Genomic DNA, 25,650 nt, shown 5'->3' on the forward strand with positions numbered 1-25,650 from the left:
TGCACTTAACACTAGCTGTTATTGCTTCATTCGCTCCGCTAGATTGCCCTGCTCATAGGCTTCTTCTTCGATATGGGCAATGTTTGCCACGATATTCTCAGCTCGCTCAATGCTCTCGACACTCAGACGATCCACTTCCATCATTTGCTCACTTAAAGAGGTGGCAACACCTGCCTGCTCTGAGGTAGCCAAATTGATTTGAGCTGTCATTTCCACAATATGGCTGATGGCTTCTTCAATGGTGCTCATGCTGTCTGCCACTTGAGTTACACCGGAAACACCATCGTTTGCTACTGTCGCACCTTTCTCAATCGCTTCTAATACATCGTGAGTATTACGTTTCAATTCTTCCGTGGTGTCATGAATGCTTTGTGTGGCGTCTTGGGTGCGTATCGCTAGAGCGCGTACTTCATCCGCCACCACAGCAAAACCTCGGCCCGCCTCCCCTGCTCGTGCTGATTCAATGGCAGCGTTCAAAGCAAGCAAGTTGGTCTGCTCAGCAATGTCACTGATAGAGTTCACCAGCTCATTGATTCGGTCGCTTTGCTTGGCAAGCTGCACCACCACGTCTTTCGCCGCATTCACTTCAGAATAGACCTTTTGCATGGTGTTGCCGGTATTCAACGCCAAATCGCGACTCGCCTTGGCTTTGTCTTCTACGGAAGCTGTCTCATCCGCTGCCATACGTACGTTCTCAGCGATTTGATTCACACTCGCCTGCAGCTGAGTGGTGGCAGACACTACTGTCTGAAAGCTATCACGCTGACGATTAAAATTGGCTAGATTTGAGGTGACACTCTGCTTCGCTTCTACGGCTCTTTGCTGCAGCTGCTGCGAACCAACCAACAAACGATGACGGAAGGTAAAGGCTGCTGCCGTTTGATGCAACTGAGCAAAACTGATGGCGATGTTGGGCCCAACCCCTTTGAAATATAGGTATTGACCGATGGGGTTATGGGCTTCATCAGACAATTTATTTATGGTTTCTTTGAGGGATTGGCGCTGAGTTAAATTAATAGTGGCACCAATCACCGCCAAGATTGGCGAGACAATCTGCAACCATAAGTAAGGTGAAAATAACCCCGCCACACCAAACAACACGAAGAACAAGGCATTTAACCAAGCTTGACGCCACATCCAACCTCTAAATCGCACCATAGCAGGCACAGGATGTTTGCCCGAATTGACCCGCTCATAGACGGACTGGGCGTGACGTTTCTCTTCATTGGTGACTTTTTGACGAACGGACTCATAGCCAATGACTTTACCATTATCAATCAAGGGACTCACATGGGCACTCACCCAATAATGATCGCCGTTTTTACAACGGTTTTTCACGATCCCCATCCAGCTTTTACCTGCTTTCAGGTTCGCCCACATGTCAGCAAAAACAGCCGGAGGCACGTCTGGATGGCGAATTAAGTTATGGGGCTGACCAATTAACTCGTCACGAGTGTAGCCCGCTACATCACAGAAGTCGTCATTGACAAAGGTAATACGCCCTTTTACGTCAGTACTAGAGACTAGGGTATAGCGATCAGAAAAATCATTTTCCTTGTTAGTAACAGACATCTTTCGCATAGAGATTCCCAACAATGAAGTATTTTTATTTAGGTTAACCTTAAGATTTACATGTTCTTTTCGCAATAGCTACGACTAAACACTATTCGTCATCAAATCCTTGATAAGCATCCGGCGCTAAGTCCTCAAAGCGGGTAAATTTACCAATAAACGCCAAACGACAGGTGCCGATTGGACCATTACGCTGCTTACCAATAATAATCTCGGCAATCCCTTTATGGGGCGAGTCTTCGTGATATACCTCGTCACGATAAACAAAGGAGATCACGTCCGCATCCTGCTCAATCGCTCCCGATTCACGAAGGTCTGAGTTAACAGGCCGTTTATTTGGTCGTTGTTCCAAACTACGGTTCAACTGGGACAGCGCCACCATAGGGCAATTCATTTCCTTGGCAATGGCTTTGAGGGAACGGGAAATCTCAGAAATCTCGTTGGTACGCCCTTCACTGAAGCCTGGAATTTGCATTAGCTGCAAATAGTCGACCATGATCATAGCCACACCACCATGTTCACGGGCAATACGTCGCACCCGGGAGCGCATTTCCGTAGGGCTGATGCCACCCGTGTCATCGATAAACAACTTACGGTCTTTGAGCATTTTGACCGCAGACATTAGCTTATCCCAATCTTCTTGGATCAACTGACCCGAACGCATACGGGTTTGGTCGATTCGCCCTAGCGAGGACAACATACGCATCATCAGCTGTTCTGCCGGCATCTCCAAACTGAAAACGATAACAGGAAGATCACTAATCATGGCTGCGTTTTCAACCAAGTTCATGGCGAAGGTGGTCTTACCCATGGAAGGACGCCCAGCCACAATCACCAAGTCGGCGGGTTGTAACCCTGAAGTCATCGCATCCAAATCCGTGAACCCGGTACTCAAACCAGTAATAGCACCGTCCTGATGATACAACTCATCAATCTTATCCACCGTGGCACTGAGGATATCGGAGGCAATACGAGGCCCACCTTTCTTTTCACCGTTTTCAGCGATTTGAAAAATTTTACGTTCCGCTTCGTCCAACACCTCGGCAGCCGACATCCCTTCAGGATGATACGCTCGGCCAGAGATCTCGCTGGTTGTACTGATCAAGCGACGCAACACTGAGCGCTCTTTAACGATCTCAGCATAAGAACCAATGTTTGCCGAGCTTGGGGTCGCCTCAACCACTTCGATCAAGTAAGCCACACCCCCGACAGTTTCTAGCTCGCCGCGTTTATCTAAACGCTCACTGATTGTCACCACATCAATGGGCTCAGAATCATCAGCTAGACGAGCAATCACTGCAAACATAGAGCGATGCTCAGGGCGATAAAAATCGTCTGCTACCACCAGCTCAGACACCCGATCCCAAGCTTGGGGGTCTAACATCAATCCACCGATGACAGATCGCTCTGCTTCAATGGAATAAGGGGGCATTTTTATCGAGGAGACTTCAGTATCTTCTAGTTGCACAAAACACTCTCAGGAAACGGTAAATTCAAATGACAACAAAGCTTATCATTCTGCCCTCAAAACGCTAGGGACTTACTCCAATATTGGCTTAAAAAGTTGCCATAAAAAAAGGGCGCTCTGTAAAACAGAGCGCCCTCTTATTCGACGGTAATTTCTAAGAAATTACTGTGCTACAACGTCTAGAGTAACTGTAACAGTTACGTCAGCGTGTACTTGTACGTCTACTTCGTAAGTACCTACGTTACGTAGAGCACCTTCTGGAAGACGTACTTCAGATTTAGCAACTTCAACGCCACCAGCAACGATCGCGTCAGCGATGTCACGAGTACCGATAGAGCCGAAAAGTTTACCTTCGTCACCAGCGTTAGCAGTGATAGTGAAAGTTTTACCTTCTAGCGTTTGAGCACGAGTCTCAGCAGCCGCTTTACGCTCTGCAGCTTGTGCTTCAAGTTCTGCACGGCGTTCTTCGAAAGAAGCTAAGTTAGACTTAGTTGCCATTACAGCTTTTTTGTTTGGAATCAAAAAGTTACGTGCGAAACCTGGTTTAACAGCAACAACGTCACCGATACCGCCTAGTTTGCCTACTTTGTCGAGTAGAATCACATCCATCTCGATCACCTCTAAAATAAATTAACGAGCTTTAATTGAAGTCGGAAGGTTTTGACTGTAGCCGTTCTCGAATCCCTACAAAGCTATCGATCACAGCAATCATGATCAGAATATTCGCAAAGTAAGAGCTCAGAACCAGTATGCCAATCAAATAGAATGCAACCAGTCCAACCATCCCAATTTTTTTCAGTGCCAGAATACCGTGCACCAATGCTAAACCAGGTATTACCAGAGCCGGCAAAGCCGCTCTTGATAAAATCTCAAAGCCACCACCTAGACTCTCCCCTACCAACACCATTGCACCGAGTACAAGAGCGATTGGCAAAGGCAATCTAAATTGATGGAACTCTTTCTTTAACCCACCAGGGTTAAACAATTGAGCTTGCCAGCGGCGTGCTAAAAACAGCGCAGCCACGGCAACATAAGCCTGCATTACAGACATGGCGATCACCGCCTGTTGAATAATCAGTTCTTTTGAGGGAACAGACTCTTCACCTTCACGGGTCAAAATTTGCTGAATCAGTTCTGCAACCAAATCCAGAATATTGCCCATCAAGAGCGGCTGAACCCAGGAAGAGATGACTGCGAGAATACTCGCTCCCAAAACCACCCAAGCCCAAGACACTTTTTCCCTTAGCACATAGGCCAACAGGTAAGCGTCGATCAGCACCATGAGTGCTGTTGCATCCCCTTGGATCGTCCACAGCACTATGGCTGGTAAACATCCCCAAGCTAATACAGGTATTCCTTCCTTTACACCTTTACGAAGTACCACAAGTCCTAAGACTGCAGCGCCTAACCAAAACAACATTGGGATGATGCTGCACAATGCTACCGCTATGATAGCATTCATGCGCTTTTTCATTACCCAGTTAGCTAAACCGCTCATGTAATACTTCTTTGTCGCTTCTTAGTTGAAGTGACCGTCAGTGTATGGAAGCAAGGCAATGTAGCGAGCGCGTTTGATAGCAGTCGCTAGCTGACGCTGGTAACGCGCACGTGTGCCAGTAATACGGCTTGGTACGATTTTACCAGTTTCAGTGATGTAACCTTTTAGAGTATCTAGATCTTTGTAATCGATCTCTTTAACGCCTTCTGCGCTGAAACGGCAGAACTTACGACGACGGAAAAAACGAGCCATAATGTATCTCCTAATTAATCAATTATTCAGCAGAGTCGTCTGCAGCTTTGTCGGCAGCAGCTTCTGTTGTTTTCTCTTCACGCTGTGGAGCAGGACGACGCTCTTCACGGCTTTCAGAGGCTTTGATTGGAGACACTTCAGTTACCGCTTCTTTACGACGGATAACTAGGTTACGGATGATTGCATCGTTGTAACGGAAAGTGTCGTTTAGCTCAGCCATCACACCTTCAGACGCTTCAATGTTCATAAGAACGTAGTGCGCTTTGTGGATTTTGTTGATTGGGTAAGCTAGCTGACGACGGCCCCAGTCTTCTAGACGGTGTACTTGACCGCCATCTTCAGTGATCAAGTTAGTGTAACGCTCGATCATTGCTGGAACTTGTTCGCTTTGATCTGGGTGTACCAGAAACACGATTTCATAATGACGCATGATTGCTCCTTATGGGTTCTTAGTCTCCACGCTTTCCCCGTTAAAAAGCTGTGAGACAAGGAGTAGTAAATTACGGGGACGCGAATTATATACCGCAACCCTATAATTAAAAAGCCTAAGCGAATAAAAAATAACCTTTTCTAGTGTAAAACCAATCTTTATCCCTTACCCACCCACAGATTGAGCAAACATTACGCAAGGGCGCTCATATAACCAGCCCTCTCGACACTAGAGGACGAAGGCGTTATGGTTTCGCACCTATATCTGACAGCCAAAATTCGAATAGCTAGTCATCACATAATTCTAAGAAAGGACTCCCTATGCCCGCGTTCGTATTTCTCTTGTTGCCCATTCTGTTTTGGTCTGGCAACTATGTCCTTGGTCGCCTAACCGTTGGCGACGGTGTCGACCCTTACACCATTTCCTTCTTCCGCTGGTTTATTGCTTGCTTGGTCATTATACCTTTGGCATTCCCCAAGATTCGTCAGGACCTTCCTCAGATAAAGCAACACTTGCCCATGCTGACCTTCCTCGCGTTTCTAGGTATCTGCAACTACAACCTATTCCTATACATAGGACTACAGTCCACCACAGTAACCAATGCGGTACTACTGAACTCTTTAATGCCGGTTATGATCCTCATTACCGCTCGAGTCCTACTTGGATCCAAGACAAACAGCCTGCAAAACCTTGGCATTCTTGTTTCTACCGTGGGCGCATTGGTGATAGTCAGCCGTGGCAGCTTAGATACCTTACTTCACCTAACCGTCTCATCCGGGGATTTGTGGATCATAACCGCCGCTATCAGTTGGGCGATCTATTCAGTGTTGTTAGTGAAACGCCCAGCCATGCATTTGCTGAGCTTTTTTGCCGTGACTGCCATGATCGGCACCTGCATCCAGTTTCCTTTGTACCTGTTGTTCTCTTCAAAAGATCTTGCTGAACTGACGACAGCAAACTGGGGAGCCATTATTTACATGTCATTATTTGCTTCCATCGGCGCCTTTATTTGTTGGAACGCAGGCATCCAAAGACTTGGTGCCACCACCGCAGGTCACTTTGTACACCTGCTCCCTGTGTTCAGCATCTTTTTATCAACTCTGTTCTTAGGGGAAGTGATGGAAGGCTTCCATGGTATTGGCATCTTCCTGATCTTTTCAGGAATTGGGATTGCTACCCTACTCAATAAACAACTAGCCAATCGCGCCCAAAAAACCTCTTAAACCTTCTTACGACTGATTTGCGCGCTCAAGAACACGCTCACGAAAATCAATACAGTCCCAGAAATCGCTAAGGCATCTGGGACATGCCCCCAAATCGCCCACCCCCAAAAGCCAGCAAACACTATCCCCACATAACTCACTGGAGACACGACGCTGGCGGGGGCATAGGTGTAAGCCAAGGTATATAGAAACATCCCCACATAGAGAGTCACGGACACCAATAGCACCCAAAACCAAGTGCTACTGGGCAATGCGAGGCTTTCTCCTTGAATAAGAGCCAAGGGCAAGGACAACAAAGCCGAAATGACAAAATACACAAGCATGGTTTCTTGACTGGAAACATGACTACTAAGCAGTCGCGTTGTCACCATAGAAAACGCCAACCCCACCGCAGATAAGAACCCCACAATATGCCAAGGATTAAAATGATCCGGCGTGGGATTAATCACTAACGCCACCCCGACAAAGCCGATCACTAAAGGTAGCCAGCGGGCTTTAGGCACCATGACTCGGTGCATAATCAACACCACAAAGGGCACACACAGAGGCGCGCAAGATCGCAGCAAAGACGCCTCTACCAAGGGAATATGATTCAATGACCAGTAGTAAAATAGAAATCCGGTAAAACCACCGAAACTTCGCAGAAAGTGTGCTTTCACTACAGCTTTAGGACGTCGTTCCCACTTGCCCCACATTTGTGGCAGTAGCACCAAAACACAAAACAGGCTTTGCCAAAACACCAACACAGGCACAGCAATCTGGGTTTGAACTTGTTTTGCCGCAACGGCAGTAATAGACATGATGAAGGCATAAGCCAAGGTGGCGTAGATGCCTTTCTTTACGAGATAGACGTCACTCAAGAGTGCTTCCTTGTGAGATAGGTAACCGATACTAGTCACCTATCATCGCTTTATTTCTCTCGAGTTGAAACCTGCAAATATCGGTTAAAAGGTGAATTCACTGGCATCTCATGCAATATTTTTGCATCAGCTTGTGCCACAACTTTGCCTGCCTCGACCAAGATAACCTGCCCTCCCAATAACGCCACATCTCCAGGGCTGTGGGTCACCATAATGGTTGTCCAATCATACTGGTCCGTTAGGTCCTTAATCAGATGCAGCATGTCCGAACGCAACTTAGGATCCAAAGCACTAAAGGGTTCATCTAATAGTAAAATCGGCTTCTCACGTACTAAGACTCGAGCTATCGCCACCCGCTGGGCCTGACCTCCCGACAGCTGATCAGGGAAGCTATCACTGTATTCCTGCAAAGCCACTTGTTCCAATGCCCAAGTTACTTTTGCGGCTTGTTCTGAAGACAGCTTTCGAGAAGGAGACAAACCAATGGCAATATTGTCCTTCACGGTTAACTGGGGAAATAAATTATCACTCTGAAATAACGTTGTGATAGGGCGTTCATGGGGTAAGCAAGACAATAAATCTTGATCATCAAAACACAGAGTTCCTTGCCCTTCGATGTAGCCACCTAGCAGAGACAACAGGGTACTTTTGCCCCCGCCACTTGCTCCCAAAATGGCCGTCACACCTGCTTCCAGCTGACCTTGATAATGGGCATCAAACCCTTGCCAACGATACTTTAGATCAAACGACAGCACGGCGACCTCCCACCAAACGGTTAATCACATAGAACAACATCAAACACAACAAAATCAGCACCACAGCCACACAAGCGCCCTGCTCGACTCGATAAGATCCGATGAGCTGAAACAAATACATGGGTAAGGTCTCCAAGCCCTTGGAGCCAAACAACGCCACCACCCCCAAGTCTCCAAGACTCAGTAGCACGGCATAAGCCAGGCCCTGCGCAGCAGCTGAACGAATCTGCCCCCACTCTAAACGCAAGCGAGCCCAGCCTGTTATATTCATCTGGGCATACAAGTGCCGAAAGCGTTTTTCCTGTTGATAAATGGTCGGCATCAAGGCCCGCAACACAAAGGGCAAAGCCATCACAGCATTGACCCAAACCACAATCCAATAGGCATGCTTGATACTGACTCCGAGATTACGAAACAGCAAAAACAATCCCGTTGCCAAGACTAAGCTCGGCACCATCAGCACTAAGTTACCCGATTGCTCCAACCGCTGGGCCCATGCATCCGTTTCCTGACGCCAACGCAAGGCTCGCGCTAATGCCGCAATACTAAGCCCAATCCCTAGTGCTAAAAGCCCCGATGGCAACGCGATTCGCACCGAATGCCACAGGGACCACCAAAGATCTTCCATGCCTAAGGTCTGCCAAAACAACGCACTAAAAATCGGCACCAAGATGGCGGCAAAGGGCGGCAGCACCCAAAGTAACACCACCGCCAAAGCACTGAAATCGGCCAAATTAGCCCACCAGCTTGAAGGTAACCGCAGGCGCTCCCCCTGATACAAGCTCACATCCTGACGCACCGATGGGGCAAAACGATACACCGCCAAAGCCACTAAAGAACAAATCAACACCTGCAACAAAGACAAGTAACTCGCCTTATTGAGATCAAACTCAAACCTCAGCGCCTGATAAATCGCCACCTCTAAAGTACTGGATCGAGGACCGCCCCCAAGACTCAAGACCACCGCAAAGCCAGAGAAACACAGCATAAAAATCAGTAAGAAAACACCGGGCAGGTTCTTTCTCAAATAGTGCCATTCAATCAACTGGAACACGTGCCAACGGGATAAACCAAGTTGACTGGCGAGCCGCCATTGAGCATCAGGAATCAAGCTGTAAGCTTGCAAAATCACTCGCACTGCCAATGGCATATTGAAAAACACGTGTGCCAGCAAGATGCCTCCCAGTCCATACAAGGGAAAAGACACACCAAACACACTGGTGAACCAGCCACTACGACCGTACACCACCACAATCCCCAAGATCGCCACTATGGTTGGCACCACCATAGAAATCGCAAACAAAGACAACAAGGTTTGTCGCCCTAAAAAGCGCCTATGAAACAAGCAAGACGCCATAGGGATCGCCAGTAGAATACTCAAAAGAGCACTCAGACTGGCCTGCAAAAGTGAGAAGCGGACAACCCGCCAAGTATAGGGATCCGCAAAATACTGCCCCCAAGAACTGGGCGAGGCATAGCCGAGGAGTGCTGCAAATGCCGCACCCGCAATGACTAAATAAAGAGAGAAGCCCAGCCAAGCTGGGCGTAAATAAGATGAGAAAATCAAGATTAACGGGTAGTAGCTTCTAACCACTCATTCACCCAAGCCTGACGGTTTTTAGCCACTTCTTTGGCATCCAAGGTCAACACTTTTGTAGGCTGTGGTTGAGCTAAAAAGGCCTCAGGCAGCGGTGCCACGTCACTCACAACTGGGTACATCCAGTTGCCAGTAGCGACTTCATTTTGGAATCCTGGAGCCAAGATGAACTGCATGAACTGCTCCGCCAAGGCTTTATTTGGGGCATTCTTCAACATAGCAGCCACTTCGATCTGTGGGTAAAAGCCTTCTGAGGCTAGTGCCGCTTGGTACTTGTCTTCCCCTTCCGCCACAATATGGTACGCCGGAGACGTGGTATAACTCAGTACAACATCCGCCTCGCCTTTTAAGAACAAGCTGTACCCATCGTACCAGCCTTTGGTCACAGTCACCGTATGACTAGCAAGTTGCTCCCATGCATCCGCTGCCTGATCACCGTAAACGGACTTCATCCACAGCAACAAACCCAGCCCCGGCGTCGAAGTACGAGGGTCCTGGTAAATCACTTTTAGGTTTGGGTTTTCCACAACTTCTTGCAGAGACGTTGGCGGTGTCGCCAGGGTTTCACTGTTATAGATAAAAGCAAAATAACCTTGGTCAAACGGTACGAAAAGCTTGTCGTCCCAACCGCCTGGGGTGGTCACAGCAGAGGTATCAACCCCATGCTCTGCTAACAAACCAGACTTTTTAGCCGCTTCCATGACATTCAAATCCAAACCTAACAACACATCTGCTTCGGATGCTTCCCCTTCCAGTTGCACACGGGACAAGATACCAACAGAGGAATCCAACGCCACAAAGTTCAGTTCGCAATCACATTGGGCTTCAAAGTTCGCTTTGATTTTTGGCCCTGGCCCCCAATCGGAAGAGAAGGAATCATAGGTGTACACGTTCAGAGTTTGCGCTGTAGTGATAGACGACACCAATAAGGCCGCCCCAGCGAAAGCAAAAGATTTAAAAGACATAGTCGCTCCGTAAATGAGCGGCGTATAACTGGAATGGCGAAGCCGAATGGGACTTGCAATCTCAATTCCTACGCCAGCATGATCTGGTTCAGGTTCAATGGGTTAACCAACCAAGGTTTCTCAGCAGCCCAACTAGGCCACACCCCATGAGATATAAAAAATGTGTTGTAACGCGCGGGCTATTCTAGCAAAACCCTAGGAGATGTCTAAAGATTGTAATACTCGTTGAAGCGCTCCTTGATTAGCCTGAGCATTCGCCAAAGCTCGCTGCCCCATCTCTGTACGCTTTTGGGAGTCCTGCAGAACCAGAAGCTCATCTTCCAGCTCTGATACAGACTGAACACGAGCCGCCCCTTGATCAGCCACCAAAGATTCCGTGATGTCCGCAAAGTTAAACGTGTGAGGCCCCACCAACACTGGCTTTGCCAGCACCGCAGGCTCAATAGGGTTATGACCACCCCGCTCAATCATACTACCCGCCACAAAGGCCACATCCGACACAGCGAAGTAACGCATCATCTCGCCCATGCTATCGCCCAACAAAATATCCGCTCCTGACCAGCTAGCAAGATCCTCATGAGAGCGTTTGGCAGTCACCAAACCAGACTGCTGACAAAGGGAAAACACGGCATCGAAACGTTCTGGATGTCGAGGAACCAAAATAAGCTTAGCCTTAGGAACCTGTTTTTTAAGGGCTTTATGCGCTGCCAGAAATTGCTCGTCTTCACCGGGATGAGTGCTGGCCGCAATCCATACAAACTCATCTTCCGGTGCTAACGCAGAACGCCAAACAGCCCCTTGGGGATCGTCTGGCGCAATGACGTCAAATTTGATGTTACCCACTACGGAAACCTGTCGGGCACCCAGTTGCTTAAAGCGCTCCGCATCCGCTGCGGCATGAACTAAAAAACGATCAGGAAGAGCCATCAGCTTATGGGAAAAGAAACCAAACTTACCGTAGCGCTCAGCAGAGCGTTCACTTAAGCGGGCATTGATGATTTGAATAAACAAGCCTTTTGCTTTGGCAACTGTGAGCAGATTTGGCCAAAGTTCCGTTTCAATGATGGCCAACTGCGGACAAGTAAGATGCTTCAATGCACGGCGCACACACATGCCATGATCTAACGGCAAGTAACGGTGCTGGACCTTTCCAGCAAACCACTTTTGCACCTGCTCTTCCCCAGTGGGAGTGACGGTAGTTATTAATAAAGACTTGTCAGGGTTAGCCGCTAGCCACTGGGTTACCAGAGGTTTTGCCGCCAGCACTTCCCCTACGGAAGCACAATGCAACCAAAGGTCCGCTGTCACACTCCCCCAATGACCTAGGGCTTCAGTCACCCGATAATTGTCATAGCGTTTGTGATAGCGCCAGATTCGCCGTGCAATCAGTGGTGACGCCAGCGCTAATAACAATCGGTACAACCACATGCTCGCTACTCTTCGCTAAACTGCTTTTGGTGCAGGCCAGCATAGGCGCCATTTAGCTCTAATAATTCTGCATGAGAGCCTGACTCAATGATGGTGCCATGATCCACCACGGCAATGATGTCTGCGTTTTCAATGGTCGATAAGCGGTGGGCAATGGCAATGGTGGTGCGGTTTTTCATCAAGGTATCCAACGCCTGCTGAATAGCACGCTCGGACTCTGTATCCAAGGCCGAGGTCGCTTCATCAAGGATCAAGATTGGCGCATTTTTAAGAATGGCTCGGGCAATGGCGATACGCTGGCGCTGACCACCAGACAAGAGCACACCGTTTTCACCTACGACCGTATTTAAGCCCTGATCCAATTCTTGGATGAATTCCCAAGCATTGGCCGCCTTGGCCGCTTCAATAACCTCTTGCTCTGACGCATCACGCAAGTAACCGTAGGCAATATTGTCTCGAATAGAGCCGTTAAATAACACGACGTTTTGATTCACCAGGGCAATCTGACTACGTAATTCACGTAACGGATACTGGCGGATATCATGATCGTCGATCAGCAACTCCCCATCGGTCACATCGTACAGACGGGGTATCAAGTTCGCCATAGTGGATTTACCACCGCCAGAGCGCCCAACCAAGGCCAGAGTTTTGCCCGCCGGTACAGTCAGATTAATGCCATTTAACGCAAGACGGTCAGTATTAGGGTATTGGAACGACAGGTCACGCCACTCAATATTGCCCTGAGCTTTAGGTAGCGCCTTAGTCCCTTGATCCACTTCTTCCGTCATATCGATGAATTCAAAGATACTTTGAGCCGCTGCAATCCCTTTTTGCAGTATGCTGTTTACATCGGTTAATTGACGAGCAGGCTTGCTCAACATACCCGCAGCACCAATAAAGGCAACGAAGTCACCCGCTGACATTTGCGCGCTCAAGTTAGGATCCAGTGCCAACCAAATCAAAACAGCCAAGGCAATGGCAACGAGGAATTGCACCACAGGAATGTTCAGAGCCTTTGTCAGCTCCATCTTCATTTGCGAGCGACGATTATCATCCGCCGCTTTACTGAAGCGTTGTCTTTCGTACTCAAAGCCACCAAAAATCTTCACCACTTCTTGGCCCTTGATGGACTCTGACGCCACATCAGACACACCGCCCATGGCATTCTGAATGTTTTTGCTTAATTTTCGGAAGCGCTTAGAGGCATAGGACACCACAAAACCAATCACAGGAATGATCAATAAAAACAGCAAAGAGAGCTTCCAATTGGTGTACAGCATGTAACCCAATAAACCAATTACGGTGAAGCCTTCACGCAATAGGGTTTTCACGGCTGACGTCACCGCGCCAATTACCTGCTCAGTGTCGTAAGTAAGCTTAGAGAGTAGGCGCCCAGAAGGCATGTCGTTGTAGTAACTAGAAGGCAAGGCCACCAATTTATCGAACATGGTTGTACGTAGATCATAAACCACCTTATTAGCGATTTTCGCCATAAAGTAGCTTCCTAAAAATGTACCTGTGCCACGGAACAGAAATACGCCCAAGATCGCTGCAGGAATCAGGATACGGTTTTCCGAGATAGTGCCGGAAGAGACCACGTCAACAATGTGCTTTAGCAAAGCAGCCAAAGCGGGCTCCATGGCGGAGTACATCAAATACCCCAGAATACTGAGTAAAAACATCCACCAAGAGGAACGAATATAACCTAACAGGCGAAAATAGATTTTCACGCCAGAGGCGGCATTTTTAGCGTCTGATTGAGACATTAAGCGTTCGCCTTTTCAATGATCGAGGTGGTCGAATAACCGTCCACAAAAGACAGCACTTTCACTTCGCCACCATGGGCCATGACATGCTCTGCCCCAACGATGGATTCCACCGTGTAATCACCGCCTTTTACCAAGATATCTGGGGTTAAGGCTTCAATGATTTCCAGTGGTGTATCTTCATCAAACCAAGTGACCCAGTCGATGGCACCAATGCCTTCCAACACCGCCATACGGTGGGTTAAGTCATTTACAGGTCGCTTTTCGCCTTTCAAGCGTTTTACGGAAGCATCTGTATTCACGGCAACAATCAAACGATCTCCTAAGGCTTTAGCTTGTTTGATGTAAGCCACATGCCCTGGGTGCAAGATATCAAAGCAACCATTGGTGAAGACGATTTTCTCACCGTTTAATTGCGCTAAGTTAATCTGTTCCTTCAATTCTTCTGGGGACAACACACCGAAGTTACTTGAATGGGAGCGAGCAAACATGATGGCTTCTAGGGTCTCGGCACTGATGGATGCCGTACCGAGTTTACCCACCACGTAACCTGCGGCCTGGTTAGCATAATCCACCGCATCAGAAAAACGTTTGCTAGTGGTGTACACAGCGGTTAACACGGCGACCACCGTATCCCCAGCGCCAGTCACGTCAAATACTTCTTTTGCTGCAGTAGCAAGGGAGAAAGAATTTTTACCGTCTTCCAGTAGGATTAAGCCATCTTCACCGCGAGTCACCAGCAAGGCTTTCCAACCAAAACGTTCACGTAACTCACGCCCCTTGCGCTCGATTTCTTTACTGTCTGCACAAGGACCGACAATGGCTTCAAATTCAACAAGGTTAGGCTTGACTAAAGTAGCCCCTTGATAGATAGAAAAATCATTACCTTTAGGGTCCACAAAACTCGGCACACCCGCATCGTTGGATTTAGCGATCAATGTTTGAACGTCCGCAAGACAGCCTTTAGCGTAATCGGAAAACACGACAGCACTGGCACCTTGCAGTAACTCTACTACCTTAGCTTCCACCGCTTGGTTTTGACTTAAAGAGTCTTCACGCTCTTCAAAGTCCAAACGAATCAGCTGTTGATGACGACTGATCACACGTAGCTTGGTAATCGTCGGTAAATTCTCTGCCGTGACAAAATGGCAATCGACGCCTTCTTTTTCCAGCGCGGCCTGTAGCGCCGTGGCATTTTCATCATTGCCAACAACCCCCACTAGGGAAACCTTAACCCCGAGCTTCGCCAGCCCCAAGGCAACGTTGGCCGCACCGCCGGGCCGATCTTCTACATTTGAGACTTTCACCACCTGCACCGGTGCCTCAGGAGAGATACGGGAGGTGCCACCATGCCAGTAACGATCTAACATAACGTCACCAACAACTAGGATATGCTTATTCTTGAAATTCAAATGTGAAGATGTCATAGCGCTTTTTCATCGATTTTTGAGGGCGAGCATCTTATCATACCCGTCATTCAAATTGGACTCACACAAAATTATACATCATGGAAATACCTCAAACGTTGCACAAACGCATTGATCGTTGTGCCGAACATGTATTCCAAGGCCTAATTCCCAACTGGGTTGCTAATGGATTCACACCTCAAGGCTACAGCCTCGAAAGCCTCACGCTAGAGTGGCAGCCAAACCCTGTTGGCCGAGTCCGCCTGCTTACCCAGTGTAGACAGCTTTATACCCTTTGCCATGGTACACAAAGTGGCGCGTTATCTGGTTTTGAGGACACTATTGCTAAGTTGTTCCAATTCATCATTGAACACTACTACGTTGACCACCGCTGGATCTTTTCTTTAAACGACGATTTAACGGTCAAAGACACCCAAAGCGATGCTTATGCTCTGGCGTTTGTGCTGTTTTCTTTCAGCCATTATTACCAGCTCACTCAAGATGCTCGGGCGCTTGATTTTATCGAAGGTACCGACCAGTTCCTTAATGACACCATGCGACACCCTGCTGGCGGCTACCAAGAGGCTTACCCTGTTCCGACTGGCGTACGTCGACAAAACCCTCACATGCATTTGCTAGAAGGCTTCGTGGCTGCCTATGGAGTGACTCAAGACAAAAAGTATGCAGGTCGCATTGTTGAGCTGTGTGAACTTGCCCACAGGGCTTTTGTTGAACCTAAAAACAACACCCTGCGTGAATTTTTCAACGATGACTTGTCCTTAGACTCTGAGACAGGACACCTAGTCGAGCCAGGGCATCACTTCGAATGGGTTTGGTTATTACATCAAACTTATGCCATCACAGGGCGTGAGCAAGATTTAGCCCTGGCGGACCGCCTCTGGCAGCAAGCCAGCCAATACGGCATGGCAAACAACGGCGGCATTTACAATGCCATCGACGGCAACACACTCTTGCCAGTTGACCAAGAAAAGCGAATTTGGCCACTCACAGAGTACCTAAAAGCCTGCTGTGTTGCGGCCATTCCCATGGCAGACAAGATCCAACGCATTGATGACGCCCTACGTTTTTTAGAGGCTCACTATTTCATCGACAAGGGTCGCTGGATTGAATATCTAGACGCGCAAAATAACAGTAAAGGTTATCCATTACCTGGCACCACTGGTTACCATATATTCTTGGGCCTAGCGGAAGTGCTAAAATGGCGACACTCTCACATTTAACGGGACTCTAATATGTATATCGTAACCGGCGGCGCTGGCTTTATTGGCAGCAACATCATCAAAGCCCTAAACGACCGAGGCATCCGTGACATCCTATTAGTGGATGACCTAACAGACGGCAAAAAATGTCTAAACCTATCTGATTTAGACATTGCTGATTACATGGATATGTACGACTTCCTAGACCTAATCAAGCAGGACGCCCTGAACATCCAAGCGACTGCGGTATTCCACGAAGGCGCATGTTCTGCCACAACTGAGTGGAACGGCAAGTACGTGATGGACGTAAACTACCAATATTCCAAAGCGGTTTTAAAATGGTGTTTAGACCATAAAGTGCCTTTTTCATACGCTTCCTCAGCATCAGTTTATGGACCTGGCCCTGTGTTCAAAGAGTCTCGAGACCATGAACAGCCGCTCAACATGTACGCCTACTCTAAATTTCAATTTGATCAATACGTGCGCGATATTTTGCCAACCGCCACCACTCAGATCGTGGGCTTCCGCTACTTTAATGTATACGGCCCTCGTGAAAATCATAAAGGCAGCATGGCCAGTGTCGCCTTCCACCTGCGTAATCAAGTCCTTGCAGGGGAAAATCCGAAACTATTCGGCGCTTACGATGGCTACGAAGCAGGCGGCCAAAGCCGTGACTTCATCTATGTGGAAGACCTAGTCAACACCAAGCTTTGGTTCCTTGATAACCCAGAAAAGTCAGGCATTTTCAACTTAGGAACCGGTCACGCTGAGCCATTCCGCACCATCGCCGAAACAGTGATCGACCATTACCAAAAAGGGGAAATTGAATACATTCCTTTCCCTGAACACTTAAAAGGCGCTTACCAAAGCTTCACCGAAGCCGATATCACCGCCCTACGGGAATCTGGCTATGACGGCAGCTTCCGCGGTCTCGCTCAAGGTGTAAAAGACTACATGGTGTGGTTGGATCAACGTGGCTAAATACTTAATCGTTGGGCCCTCTTGGGTCGGTGACATGGTCATGGCCCAAAGCTTATTTAAAGCTTTGGCCGCCAAAGACCCAGACGCCATTATTGATGTGATTGGACCTGCTTGGTCCAGTCCAATTTTGGCACGCATGCCTGAAGTGAGAAAAGCCATTACCTTGCCAACGGGCCATGGTGAATGGGGTATCGCCACTCGTCGCCAACTGGGCAAATCATTACGTCCAGAACAATACGACCACGCCATCACTCTGCCACGTTCTTGGAAGAGCGCCTTGGTGCCTTTTTTTGCCAATGTGCCCCATCGTGTTGGCTTCCATGGTGAGCAGCGTTACTGGCTCCTGAACGAGCGCCGTAAGCTAGATAAAAGTGTCTTAAATCAAACCGTCAAACGCTTTGTCTCTTTAGGGGTCGAGAAAGATCAGGCCTATCCGCCATCAGAACGCCCGAATCCTGAGCTGAGAGTAGACCCAAACAATCAAGCCAAGCTTTATCAAACTCACTCCCTCGCCCCAGATCGCCCCGCGGTGGCTATGATGGCCGGTGCGGAATATGGACCAGCCAAACAATGGCCATTAGAGCACTTCAGTGAGCTAGCAAAGCAGCTCATCGAGAGAGGCTATCAAGTATGGATTTTGGGGGGACCAAAGGATGTGGACGATGGCAATGCCATTACCGAGGGGCTAGGAGAATTCGCTTACAACCTGTGTGGCGCGACCAAGCTGGTAGACGCCATTGACCTCTTGGCAGCAGCTGAAGTGGCCGTGAGTAACGACTCAGGCTTGATGCACGTCGCCGCCGCAGTGGGCACCAAGGTACACGGCATCTATGGCTCCACCAGTGAGCTGTTTACCCCGCCACTAACGGACAACAAGGTGATTCACAACCTACACCTTGAATGCTCTCCCTGCTTTAAACGAACCTGCCCTCTTGGGCATACCAATTGTTTAAAGCAGATACTGCCAGAGCAAATCTCTGCCTCCATCGCAAATCAATAGTAAAGTCAGCAAGAGAGCTCACGGAAGAGCTCTTAAGTCACTTTCGAAAGTATCGCTTGGTATTTTTCCAAAACACACCATTGGCATTGGAAACAGAGATCACCAAGCCCGCTTTACCATCTAATATGCCAAGCCTTAAAACATAGGTTCTGAAGAAGGCAAACAGAGATTTCACGACGATCATAGGCATTGAATAGCGCTTTTTCTGTGTAGCCGCTCGAAGTGATGAGTAACGTGACACTTTCTCTAGCATTTGCCCCACATCTGTTACCGCATCATGGTCAATCGTTCCAGCAAGACGAATGGTTTGGCTATCTTTGGACAGGTTGATATTCTCATGTACCATGGCGTCGTTAAAATTATGGCAAGAACGATTAAATAAACGCACTAGCCAATCTTTGCCCCAGCCCGAGTAACGTACACGCTGCCCTAAGAAGTAATTATGACGCCAAATAACACCTACTTTGCCGGGGGTGTCGAAATCGAACGTACCCAAGCTATCGATCAGGTCTGCACTTAAAGATTCATCCGCATCCAGGGACAAGACCCAATCATTTTTGGCATAGCTCACCGCTTTTTGCTTAGTTGGACCAAAGCCTAAAAATTCCCCTTGAATACATTGCACATTCTTGTATTCCGCAAGAATTTCTAAGGTGCCATCCGTGGAACCATTGTCGTACACAATAACTTCTTCAAACACGGATAAGGAATCCAAAGCTTTTCGGATGCAATGGGCCACATCACGGGTTATCAATACTGCCGATACGTTTTTGATCATCACACCTTTCACTTATTATCGAGTCCGACCTATTAATTAAGGTATTATACCGCCCAACACACAGATTTTCTTTGGGATTTAAATGCTTAACATCACCCATGTGAACTTAGCAAAGGGCTTTCGCGGCGGCGAGCGCCAAACGGCCATATTAATAACAGAATTAGGCAAGCGCGCAGACGTTAGGCAACAACTCGTATGCCGAGAAGACTCACCATTACGCCAATTCCTAAAAAATGTCCCTAACCTTAGCTATGTTACGGCCAACCACCAGTTTGACGGTCATTTTAGCTCACCCAAAGCGGATGTTGTCCATGCCCATGAAGCTAAAGCCGTCCATTGGGCATGGTTGCATCATTTGCTCAAGAAAACCCCTTATATTTTGACTCGACGAGTCGACGCTCCCGTTAAAGATAAGTGGCTAAATAAACAGACTTACAGCAACGCTTTCTCCCGTGTTGCCATTTCCAATATTATCCAAGGCATTCTTGAAGATAAAAACTGGGGACATGTTGACCGTGTCTACAGTGTGAAAGGCGACCTGCCATTTGATCTTGAGCAAAGTGCTCAAATCCGCAGCCAATTTCCCGGCAAAACTCTGGTAGGACATATCGGCGCATTAGTGGATAAACATAAAGGTCAAAAGATCATTATTGAAGCTGCTCGACTTTTGGCGAAAAGCCACCCCCATTTGCAATTCTTATGTTTAGGGGATGGCAAAGATAAAGCAGAGCTGGAAACCTTGAGCGCTGATTTAACCAATCTCACATGGTTGGGCTTTCACTCAAATGTGGGAGATTATATCCATGCCTTTGACTATTTTGTCTTCCCTTCGCGAAATGAAGGGCTCGGCTCCACCCTTTTGGATGTCATCGATGCCAAGGTACCGATTATCGCTTCCGATGCAGGAGGCATCCCCGACATTATAAAAGATGAACAAACTGGCCTAGTAATACCCAATGGAGATGCCTCAGCACTATCAAATGCCATTATTGCCCTAGACCAATCTCAAGACCTACAAAAAACGCTAGTAGAGGGGGCATTAGCCCACCTAAATAACTTTACGCCGAAAGTGATGGCAGAGGGCTATTTGGAGATTTACCGCAAAGCACGATAAACCGTCATTTATCGTGCTGCTTGCATATCAAAGTATTTTTGGGCGACCAATAGGCTCACTAACAGCTCTTGGTCGCTGTCTTTAAATTGCGCCACATAAGCATGTGCGTTGGCGATAATCTGAAGTGCTTTGTCTTGGTTTTCTGGAAGGTTGTAAAACTGTACCTTTTCCTCCAAATCAGAAAAGTCATCTTTTAGCTCAACATAATGCACACCGGGCTCAAGACGCCCTTCCATAAACCAGGTTTCAAAACGTGGTTTACGCATCATAACCAAAGAGTTTGATGCCATCGCCCACTTAAGATTAGTGGCGACATCTTTACCTTCCACACTGACAATATAACGAAAGGTCAGTTGCTCAGCGACACTCATAAACCCTTTATAGCTTGGCTCATCCGCGCGCTTTTCATCATTGTGCCCAACGTCTGCAAACGGCTTATCGTGGTACATGTCAACAAAGTCTCGACGGTGCTGGTGATAGACCATGCCGCGCCAAACAGCTTGTGGACGCTTTTCTGAAAAAGCTTGCGAGTCCTCAAAAAACTGGTAGTGCCGAATTGCGTTCAGTTTCAACAACACAGCGTTGTCATTGTTCTCAACAATCGGACGACTTTTAACGAACGAAGGGGTCTCTGGCACGTCGATGACATCACCAAAGATATAGTCGAAATAAAAATTTTTAGGAAAATGCCTCACTATTCTCTTTAGATCAGCAAAATAAACAAAGCTCTTAGTTTTGGCAAAATCTTGGTTACGGGTAGCCTGTTTGGAAACGGTAAAGGGAGTTTTTATCTTGCAACAATAATCCACTCTTTGTTTGAGTTCTGGAGTCACTTCAATGTGTTTTAAAAGTGATTCTGCTTTGGCAACAGGCTTTTTTAAAGCGAATGTTTCGCGAACATAATAGGCAATGCGCGCGAAACGTTTCTTAAAGTAGGCGAGATCCTTTTTTGCCACTTAAGAGTCTCCACCAAATAAATCTCGAGTGAATACTTTTTCAAGCGCATTTTCTAGTTCCTCAGTCACCCGATTGGCAATAATCACATCTGCCTCAGCTTTAAACGCTTCTAAGTCCTTCACAACACGAGAGTTAAAAAACAAAGACTCTGTCATAACGGGTTCGTAAACGATCACTTCAATTCCTTTGGCCTTGATCCGTTTCATAACACCCTGAATCGCCGAAGCACGGAAGTTATCCGACCCCGCTTTCATCACTAGGCGATAAATACCCACCACTTTTGGAGCGCGTTTAATAACTTCGTTAGCAATAAAATCTTTACGGGTCGCGTTCGCATCAACAATGGCGCGAATCAGGTTGTTAGGCACCTGTTCATAGTTGGCTAATAGCTGTTTAGTGTCTTTTGGCAAACAGTAACCGCCATAGCCAAAAGATGGATTGTTATAATGACCACCAATACGTGGATCCAAAGAAACCCCTTCAATGATCTGCTTAGAATCTAGCCCATGCGTTGCGGCATAAGAGTCCAACTCATTAAAGTAGGCAACCCGCATAGCAAGATAGGTGTTAGCAAATAATTTAATGGCTTCGGCTTCGGTGGCGTCTGTCAGCAAAATCTCAATGTCTTTTTTAACAGCACCCTCAGCCAGTAAACTAGCAAACAATTTCGCTCGCTCAGAACGCTCCCCTACGATAATTCGAGAAGGGTATAAATTGTCGTACAGAGCCTTACCTTCCCTTAAAAACTCAGGAGAGAAAATTAAATTCTCTGTGCCATAACGTTCCGATGCATCTTTAGTAAAACCAACGGGAATAGTTGATTTAATGACCAAGGTGGCAGCTGGATTGAGCTCTAACGCTGTCTTGATTACTGACTCAACATGCTGAGTGTTAAAGTAATTGGTTTCTGGATCATAGTCAGTTGGGGTGGCAATAATGATAAATTCAGCCCCATCGAAAGCATCTTTAGCGTCTAATGTCGCGCGAAAGTTTAAGGTCTCTTCTGCTAGATATCGCTCAACCTCATCATCTTGAATCGGGGACTTACCTTGATTAAGTAGTGTTACCTTTTCTGGAATAATATCCAGCGCAACCACTTCGTTATTCTTTGCTAATAATAGGGCGTTGGAAATGCCAACATACCCTGTCCCAGCGACAGCAATTTTCATCAATAAATCCTAACTAACGTATTTAATACGGGGTATTTTACAGAGACTTTGATAACAGCTCTATGACTATCAAGCATCAGATAAGGCTAACTGCCTTTGAATACGCTTGGCCCATTGGCTCCAAGAGCCAACGTACACATGTTTAGCCTCCAAACCTGCATGGTTCATCGCCAACACATTGTGACAGGCAGTCACACCTGAGCCACAGTAATAGACCACCGGCACATCCACTTCCCCTAACAAGGCACTCCACTCATCAAACAACACATCCGGTGATTTCATTTGGCCGCTGGGCCGCAAGTTATCAGCAAATGGACGATTCAAGGCGCCGGGAATATGCCCAGCAACGGGATCCATGGTTTCGTTTAATCCTTGAAAGCGGTCTTGTGCCCGAGCGTCAATCAGTTGAAACTGCCCTGATTCAAAATTCGTCACCACATGCTCTTCAGAAATAAACCAAGGAAACTGCACATCTACTGAGTATTTCGCCGGCGTGGCAGTGGTTTTAACGGAAGTGACGTCATAGCCGGCATTTACCCAAGCAGGAAAGCCCCCATCTAATACCATCACTTCGATTCCCTGCTGAACCAACATCCACCATGCCCGAGCAGCAAAGGCTCCTCCCATGTCATCGTACACAACCACCTGCGAGCTGGGTTCAATACCCCACTGTTGAATTGAAGCAGACAATGCTTTTGCATCAGGCAACGGATGACGTCCTGACGTTTCCGTTTCCGCACCAGCTAGATCATGATGTAAATCTACAAAGACCGCCCCTGGTATATGCCCCTTATGGAATTCTTGTTGACCTTTCGATAGGTCATTCAAATAGAAACGACAATCCAAAACAACCAAGTCAGACTGGGATAAAACAGCCTTAAGCTGAGCTGCACTTATTAAGGTGGGCAGTGCCATACCAAGGATCTCCTTAAGTTCTAAAACTTCATGGGTAGGAAGCCTCTAGCCTACTTTGAATCGCATGACTTTGCTATGATGAGCACAACTCAAATCAGATAATTCCCATGAAACGCATCGACCAATTACTTACCGAAAAGCAATTCACTAAATCTCGCTCCCAAGCTCAATCCTTTATTAGTGAAGGCAAAGTTCAAGTCTGTATTAATGGCACCTGGGCTCAGGTCACCAAAGCCAGTTTCAAAATTGAAGAAGACTGGGAAATCAAGCTCACTTTGACGGACGAAGATCGGTATGTTTCTCGAGGCGCCCTGAAACTATCAGGAGCGTTAGAACAGGCCCAAATGGACTTAAAAGGCTTTACGGTATTAGATGTCGGCCAATCCACGGGGGGATTCACCGACTGTGCGTTACAGTTTGGCGCAACAAAAGTCGTCGGTGTTGAAGTGGGCCATGACCAGCTCGACCCTCGTCTACGCTCACGGGATGATGTTGTGTGTCTCGAGGGATTAAATGCCCGCCATCTGACACAGGCAGACCTAGGAGAACACTTCCCTGAGGAAGGATTCGACGCCGTAGTCATGGACGTGTCCTTCATCTCTCAAACCAAAATACTGTCGCAACTGCCTGCCCTATTAGGTTCCTCAGGACATCTTATTACCCTGGTAAAACCTCAGTTCGAACTAGGTAAAGAAGCCATTGGTAAAGGCGGGATAGTTAAGGATCAACTAAAGGTGGCACAACTGGAACAACAGATGAAAGACCTGATACGAGAGCTAGGATTTAGCGTTATCAGTTATAACAAAAGCCAGATCAAAGGGGGCGACGGCAATCAAGAGTTCGTCCTACATGCCGTCAAAAACTAAGGCAACATCTCATCGGAATGCACGGATTCGGCCAAGGTCATTTCCGTGCGATACTCCAGCTCATTGATATAGCGGCGCGCCATCACAAAACCAATACATCCAAAAATCACCGACCCCATAGCCTGACCAAACAACACCCCTTCAGCCCCCATAAAGAGACCAAAAAAGGTAATCAAAGGCCAGGTTCCCAAAGTCGCCCGACCAAAGTTCAACAAGGTACTGTTTAATGGTTTGCCAAGGTTATTGAACACCGCAATCCCAATAAACAACAAACTCTGGAAGAAAAAGCTAAAGGACACATAGGTAGCAAAGAAGCGAATCAGATCTGCCGTTTCATTGCTGGCATTAAAGATCGAGACCAGAAAACCCTGAGACAAATACAAGGCCGAACACAATACAAGACAATAGCCCAAGGCATACACCACAGCGCTAGTCATCGCATGATGCATTCGCTGGAATTGTTTTGCCCCATAATTTTGCGCAAGGATAGGCCCCACGGCACCAGACAAAGCAAACAAACCACCAAACACCACAGGGATAACCCGCCCAATGATAGCGACACCCGCCACCGCATCGTCCCCAAAGCTGGCCGCATGCTCCATGACAATGGCATTCGCCAAAGGCGAAGACATATTCGTTAACATAGCGGGAACGGCAATTTTGGCAATGGGCTTTAGATCTTGCAGGCATTCCATTAAATCAAATTCGCCGATCATACGATGTACTTTCACCACACCGTAGTAGGTCACCACCACCATAGAAAGTCTTGCACACAATGATGCAATAGCCGCCCCATGGATTCCTAAGCCAAATACAAAGATTAAAATAGGATCCAAAACCGCATTGACCACACTGCATAAGAGGGTCGCGTACATGGCTCGCTTGGCATCCCCTAGAGCACGCATAATACCGGAGCCAATCATACCTATCATGACCGCAGGCATGCCCAACAAAAGAATATGGAGATAGCCAGTGGCCAAATCCAAGGTACGCATGTCCGCACCTAAGAAATGCAAAATAGCCGGAATTCGAGGCCAAAGAAGCCACACCACCACACTGGAAAATATCACCCCAACACCGAGCACATGGGTCGCTCGGCGACGTGCTAATTCGATGTCTCCCTGCCCCACGGCACGGGCCACTAAGGCCGTGGCGGAAATGGACACAGCGATACTCAAAGACACAGTAAAGAAGATAACAGTGCTGGCAAAGCCGACCGCTGCCACGATTTCTTTTTCACCCAGCATCGACAAAAACAACATGTCGACCAAATCCACAAGAAACATCGCCATTAAACCGAGTGCGCCTGTGAAAGACATCACAGTCACATGTTTAAACGTAGAGCCTCGGGTAAGCGTTGCTTGCCTGGACATCAGGGTCCTCAAAGATGAATAAATGAAAATAAAAAGGGCCGAGCAATTGCTTGCTCG

Annotated in this window: 24 protein-coding genes and 1 riboswitch; of the genes, 6 read left to right on the forward strand and 18 right to left on the reverse strand. The window is 47.6% G+C overall.

Annotation, left to right across the window (positions count from 1 at the left end; all coding sequences use genetic code 11):
- Positions 1 to 18: 18 nt before the first annotated feature.
- From ACFQ45_RS12935 to rpsF, 6 genes are all read right to left on the reverse strand, one after another.
- Positions 19 to 1,581, reverse strand: coding sequence for a methyl-accepting chemotaxis protein (locus ACFQ45_RS12935; protein ID WP_377368343.1), 1,563 nt, complete (start codon positions 1,579 to 1,581; stop codon positions 19 to 21).
- Positions 1,582 to 1,663: 82 nt separating this feature from the next.
- Positions 1,664 to 3,040 carry a replicative DNA helicase gene (gene dnaB, locus ACFQ45_RS12940; protein ID WP_377368345.1) on the reverse strand — a complete coding sequence of 459 codons (1,377 nt, stop codon included), beginning with the start codon at positions 3,038 to 3,040 and terminating at the stop codon, positions 1,664 to 1,666.
- 162 nt (positions 3,041 to 3,202) lie between these two features.
- Entirely contained in the window at positions 3,203 to 3,649 is a 447-nt protein-coding gene (gene rplI, locus ACFQ45_RS12945) for a 50S ribosomal protein L9 (protein WP_377368347.1), read from the reverse strand.
- 31 nt (positions 3,650 to 3,680) lie between these two features.
- Positions 3,681 to 4,538 carry a hypothetical protein gene (locus ACFQ45_RS12950; protein WP_377368349.1) on the reverse strand — a complete coding sequence of 286 codons (858 nt, stop codon included), beginning with the start codon at positions 4,536 to 4,538 and terminating at the stop codon, positions 3,681 to 3,683.
- A gap of 21 nt (positions 4,539 to 4,559) precedes the next feature.
- On the reverse strand, positions 4,560 to 4,790 hold the full coding sequence (gene rpsR, locus ACFQ45_RS12955; protein WP_055461955.1) for a 30S ribosomal protein S18: 231 nt from the start codon (positions 4,788 to 4,790) through the stop codon (positions 4,560 to 4,562).
- 22 nt (positions 4,791 to 4,812) lie between these two features.
- Positions 4,813 to 5,223, reverse strand: a complete 411-nt coding sequence (gene rpsF / locus ACFQ45_RS12960) for a 30S ribosomal protein S6 (protein WP_452600464.1) — start codon at positions 5,221 to 5,223, stop codon at positions 4,813 to 4,815.
- Positions 5,224 to 5,540: 317 nt separating this feature from the next.
- Here rpsF and ACFQ45_RS12965 point away from each other — a divergent pair, with 317 nt between their 5' ends.
- A complete protein-coding gene (locus tag ACFQ45_RS12965) occupies positions 5,541 to 6,443 on the forward strand; it encodes a DMT family transporter (RefSeq protein WP_377368353.1) in 903 nt (300 codons plus the stop codon).
- Here ACFQ45_RS12965 and ACFQ45_RS12970 read toward each other — a convergent pair.
- From ACFQ45_RS12970 to hldE, 7 genes are all read right to left on the reverse strand, one after another.
- Positions 6,440 to 7,303: a DMT family transporter gene (locus ACFQ45_RS12970; RefSeq protein ID WP_377368355.1), complete on the reverse strand. Its 864-nt coding sequence runs from the start codon at positions 7,301 to 7,303 to the stop codon at positions 6,440 to 6,442. The genes ACFQ45_RS12965 and ACFQ45_RS12970 overlap by 4 nt on opposite strands.
- 50 nt (positions 7,304 to 7,353) lie before the next feature.
- Positions 7,354 to 8,058 (reverse strand): thiamine ABC transporter ATP-binding protein, encoded by a 705-nt coding sequence (locus ACFQ45_RS12975; RefSeq protein ID WP_377368357.1) that lies wholly within the window; start codon positions 8,056 to 8,058, stop codon positions 7,354 to 7,356.
- Positions 8,045 to 9,652 carry a thiamine/thiamine pyrophosphate ABC transporter permease gene (thiP, locus tag ACFQ45_RS12980; RefSeq protein WP_377368359.1) on the reverse strand — a complete coding sequence of 536 codons (1,608 nt, stop codon included), beginning with the start codon at positions 9,650 to 9,652 and terminating at the stop codon, positions 8,045 to 8,047. The genes ACFQ45_RS12975 and thiP overlap by 14 nt, the downstream gene beginning before the upstream one ends.
- Complete coding sequence (gene thiB, locus ACFQ45_RS12985) at positions 9,628 to 10,620, reverse strand: thiamine ABC transporter substrate binding subunit (protein ID WP_377368361.1); 993 nt, start codon at positions 10,618 to 10,620, stop codon at positions 9,628 to 9,630. The genes thiP and thiB overlap by 25 nt, the downstream gene beginning before the upstream one ends.
- A gap of 47 nt (positions 10,621 to 10,667) precedes the next feature.
- Positions 10,668 to 10,777, reverse strand: a riboswitch (TPP riboswitch).
- A 38-nt stretch (positions 10,778 to 10,815) separates the two neighbouring features.
- Positions 10,816 to 12,048, reverse strand: coding sequence for a 3-deoxy-D-manno-octulosonic acid transferase (locus ACFQ45_RS12990; RefSeq protein WP_377368363.1), 1,233 nt, complete (start codon positions 12,046 to 12,048; stop codon positions 10,816 to 10,818).
- 5 nt (positions 12,049 to 12,053) lie between these two features.
- On the reverse strand, positions 12,054 to 13,814 hold the full coding sequence (msbA, locus tag ACFQ45_RS12995; protein WP_377368365.1) for a lipid A export permease/ATP-binding protein MsbA: 1,761 nt from the start codon (positions 13,812 to 13,814) through the stop codon (positions 12,054 to 12,056).
- Complete coding sequence (gene hldE / locus ACFQ45_RS13000) at positions 13,814 to 15,241, reverse strand: bifunctional D-glycero-beta-D-manno-heptose-7-phosphate kinase/D-glycero-beta-D-manno-heptose 1-phosphate adenylyltransferase HldE (RefSeq protein ID WP_377368366.1); 1,428 nt, start codon at positions 15,239 to 15,241, stop codon at positions 13,814 to 13,816. Before hldE ends, msbA begins: the two co-directional genes overlap by 1 nt.
- An 80-nt stretch (positions 15,242 to 15,321) precedes the next feature.
- Here hldE and ACFQ45_RS13005 point away from each other — a divergent pair, with 80 nt between their 5' ends.
- The 3 genes from ACFQ45_RS13005 to waaF are packed head-to-tail and all read left to right on the forward strand — an operon-like array spanning position 15,322 to position 18,421.
- Complete coding sequence (locus ACFQ45_RS13005) at positions 15,322 to 16,461, forward strand: AGE family epimerase/isomerase (RefSeq protein ID WP_377368368.1); 1,140 nt, start codon at positions 15,322 to 15,324, stop codon at positions 16,459 to 16,461.
- A 12-nt stretch (positions 16,462 to 16,473) separates the two neighbouring features.
- Entirely contained in the window at positions 16,474 to 17,421 is a 948-nt protein-coding gene (gene rfaD, locus ACFQ45_RS13010) for an ADP-glyceromanno-heptose 6-epimerase (protein WP_377368370.1), read from the forward strand.
- Entirely contained in the window at positions 17,414 to 18,421 is a 1,008-nt protein-coding gene (gene waaF, locus ACFQ45_RS13015) for a lipopolysaccharide heptosyltransferase II (protein WP_377368371.1), read from the forward strand. Before rfaD ends, waaF begins: the two co-directional genes overlap by 8 nt.
- Before the next feature lie 37 nt (positions 18,422 to 18,458).
- Here the strand turns inward: waaF and ACFQ45_RS13020 are convergent, their stop codons facing one another.
- Positions 18,459 to 19,199, reverse strand: coding sequence for a glycosyltransferase family 2 protein (locus tag ACFQ45_RS13020; RefSeq protein ID WP_377368815.1), 741 nt, complete (start codon positions 19,197 to 19,199; stop codon positions 18,459 to 18,461).
- An 82-nt stretch (positions 19,200 to 19,281) separates the two neighbouring features.
- Here ACFQ45_RS13020 and ACFQ45_RS13025 point away from each other — a divergent pair, with 82 nt between their 5' ends.
- Positions 19,282 to 20,313, forward strand: a complete 1,032-nt coding sequence (locus ACFQ45_RS13025; protein ID WP_377368373.1) for a glycosyltransferase family 4 protein — start codon at positions 19,282 to 19,284, stop codon at positions 20,311 to 20,313.
- A gap of 8 nt (positions 20,314 to 20,321) precedes the next feature.
- On the opposite strand, the gene ACFQ45_RS13030 is transcribed toward ACFQ45_RS13025, so the two are convergent.
- From ACFQ45_RS13030 to ACFQ45_RS13040, 3 genes are all read right to left on the reverse strand, one after another.
- On the reverse strand, positions 20,322 to 21,269 hold the full coding sequence (locus tag ACFQ45_RS13030) for a glycosyl transferase family 90 (RefSeq protein ID WP_377368375.1): 948 nt from the start codon (positions 21,267 to 21,269) through the stop codon (positions 20,322 to 20,324).
- Positions 21,270 to 22,439 (reverse strand): nucleotide sugar dehydrogenase, encoded by a 1,170-nt coding sequence (locus tag ACFQ45_RS13035; protein WP_377368377.1) that lies wholly within the window; start codon positions 22,437 to 22,439, stop codon positions 21,270 to 21,272.
- Positions 22,440 to 22,508: 69 nt separating this feature from the next.
- Positions 22,509 to 23,354, reverse strand: coding sequence for a sulfurtransferase (locus ACFQ45_RS13040; RefSeq protein ID WP_377368379.1), 846 nt, complete (start codon positions 23,352 to 23,354; stop codon positions 22,509 to 22,511).
- 107 nt (positions 23,355 to 23,461) lie between these two features.
- On the opposite strand from ACFQ45_RS13040, the gene ACFQ45_RS13045 reads away from it, so the two are divergent.
- On the forward strand, positions 23,462 to 24,220 hold the full coding sequence (locus ACFQ45_RS13045; protein WP_377368381.1) for a TlyA family RNA methyltransferase: 759 nt from the start codon (positions 23,462 to 23,464) through the stop codon (positions 24,218 to 24,220).
- Here ACFQ45_RS13045 and ACFQ45_RS13050 read toward each other — a convergent pair.
- A complete protein-coding gene (locus tag ACFQ45_RS13050; protein WP_377368383.1) occupies positions 24,217 to 25,593 on the reverse strand; it encodes an MATE family efflux transporter in 1,377 nt (458 codons plus the stop codon). The two genes, ACFQ45_RS13045 and ACFQ45_RS13050, sit on opposite strands and share 4 nt — an antisense overlap.
- Positions 25,594 to 25,650 lie beyond the last annotated feature (57 nt).

This window comes from Rhodanobacter aciditrophus (assembly GCF_042679525.1).
GTDB lineage: Bacteria > Pseudomonadota > Gammaproteobacteria > Pseudomonadales > Marinomonadaceae > Marinomonas > Marinomonas aciditrophus.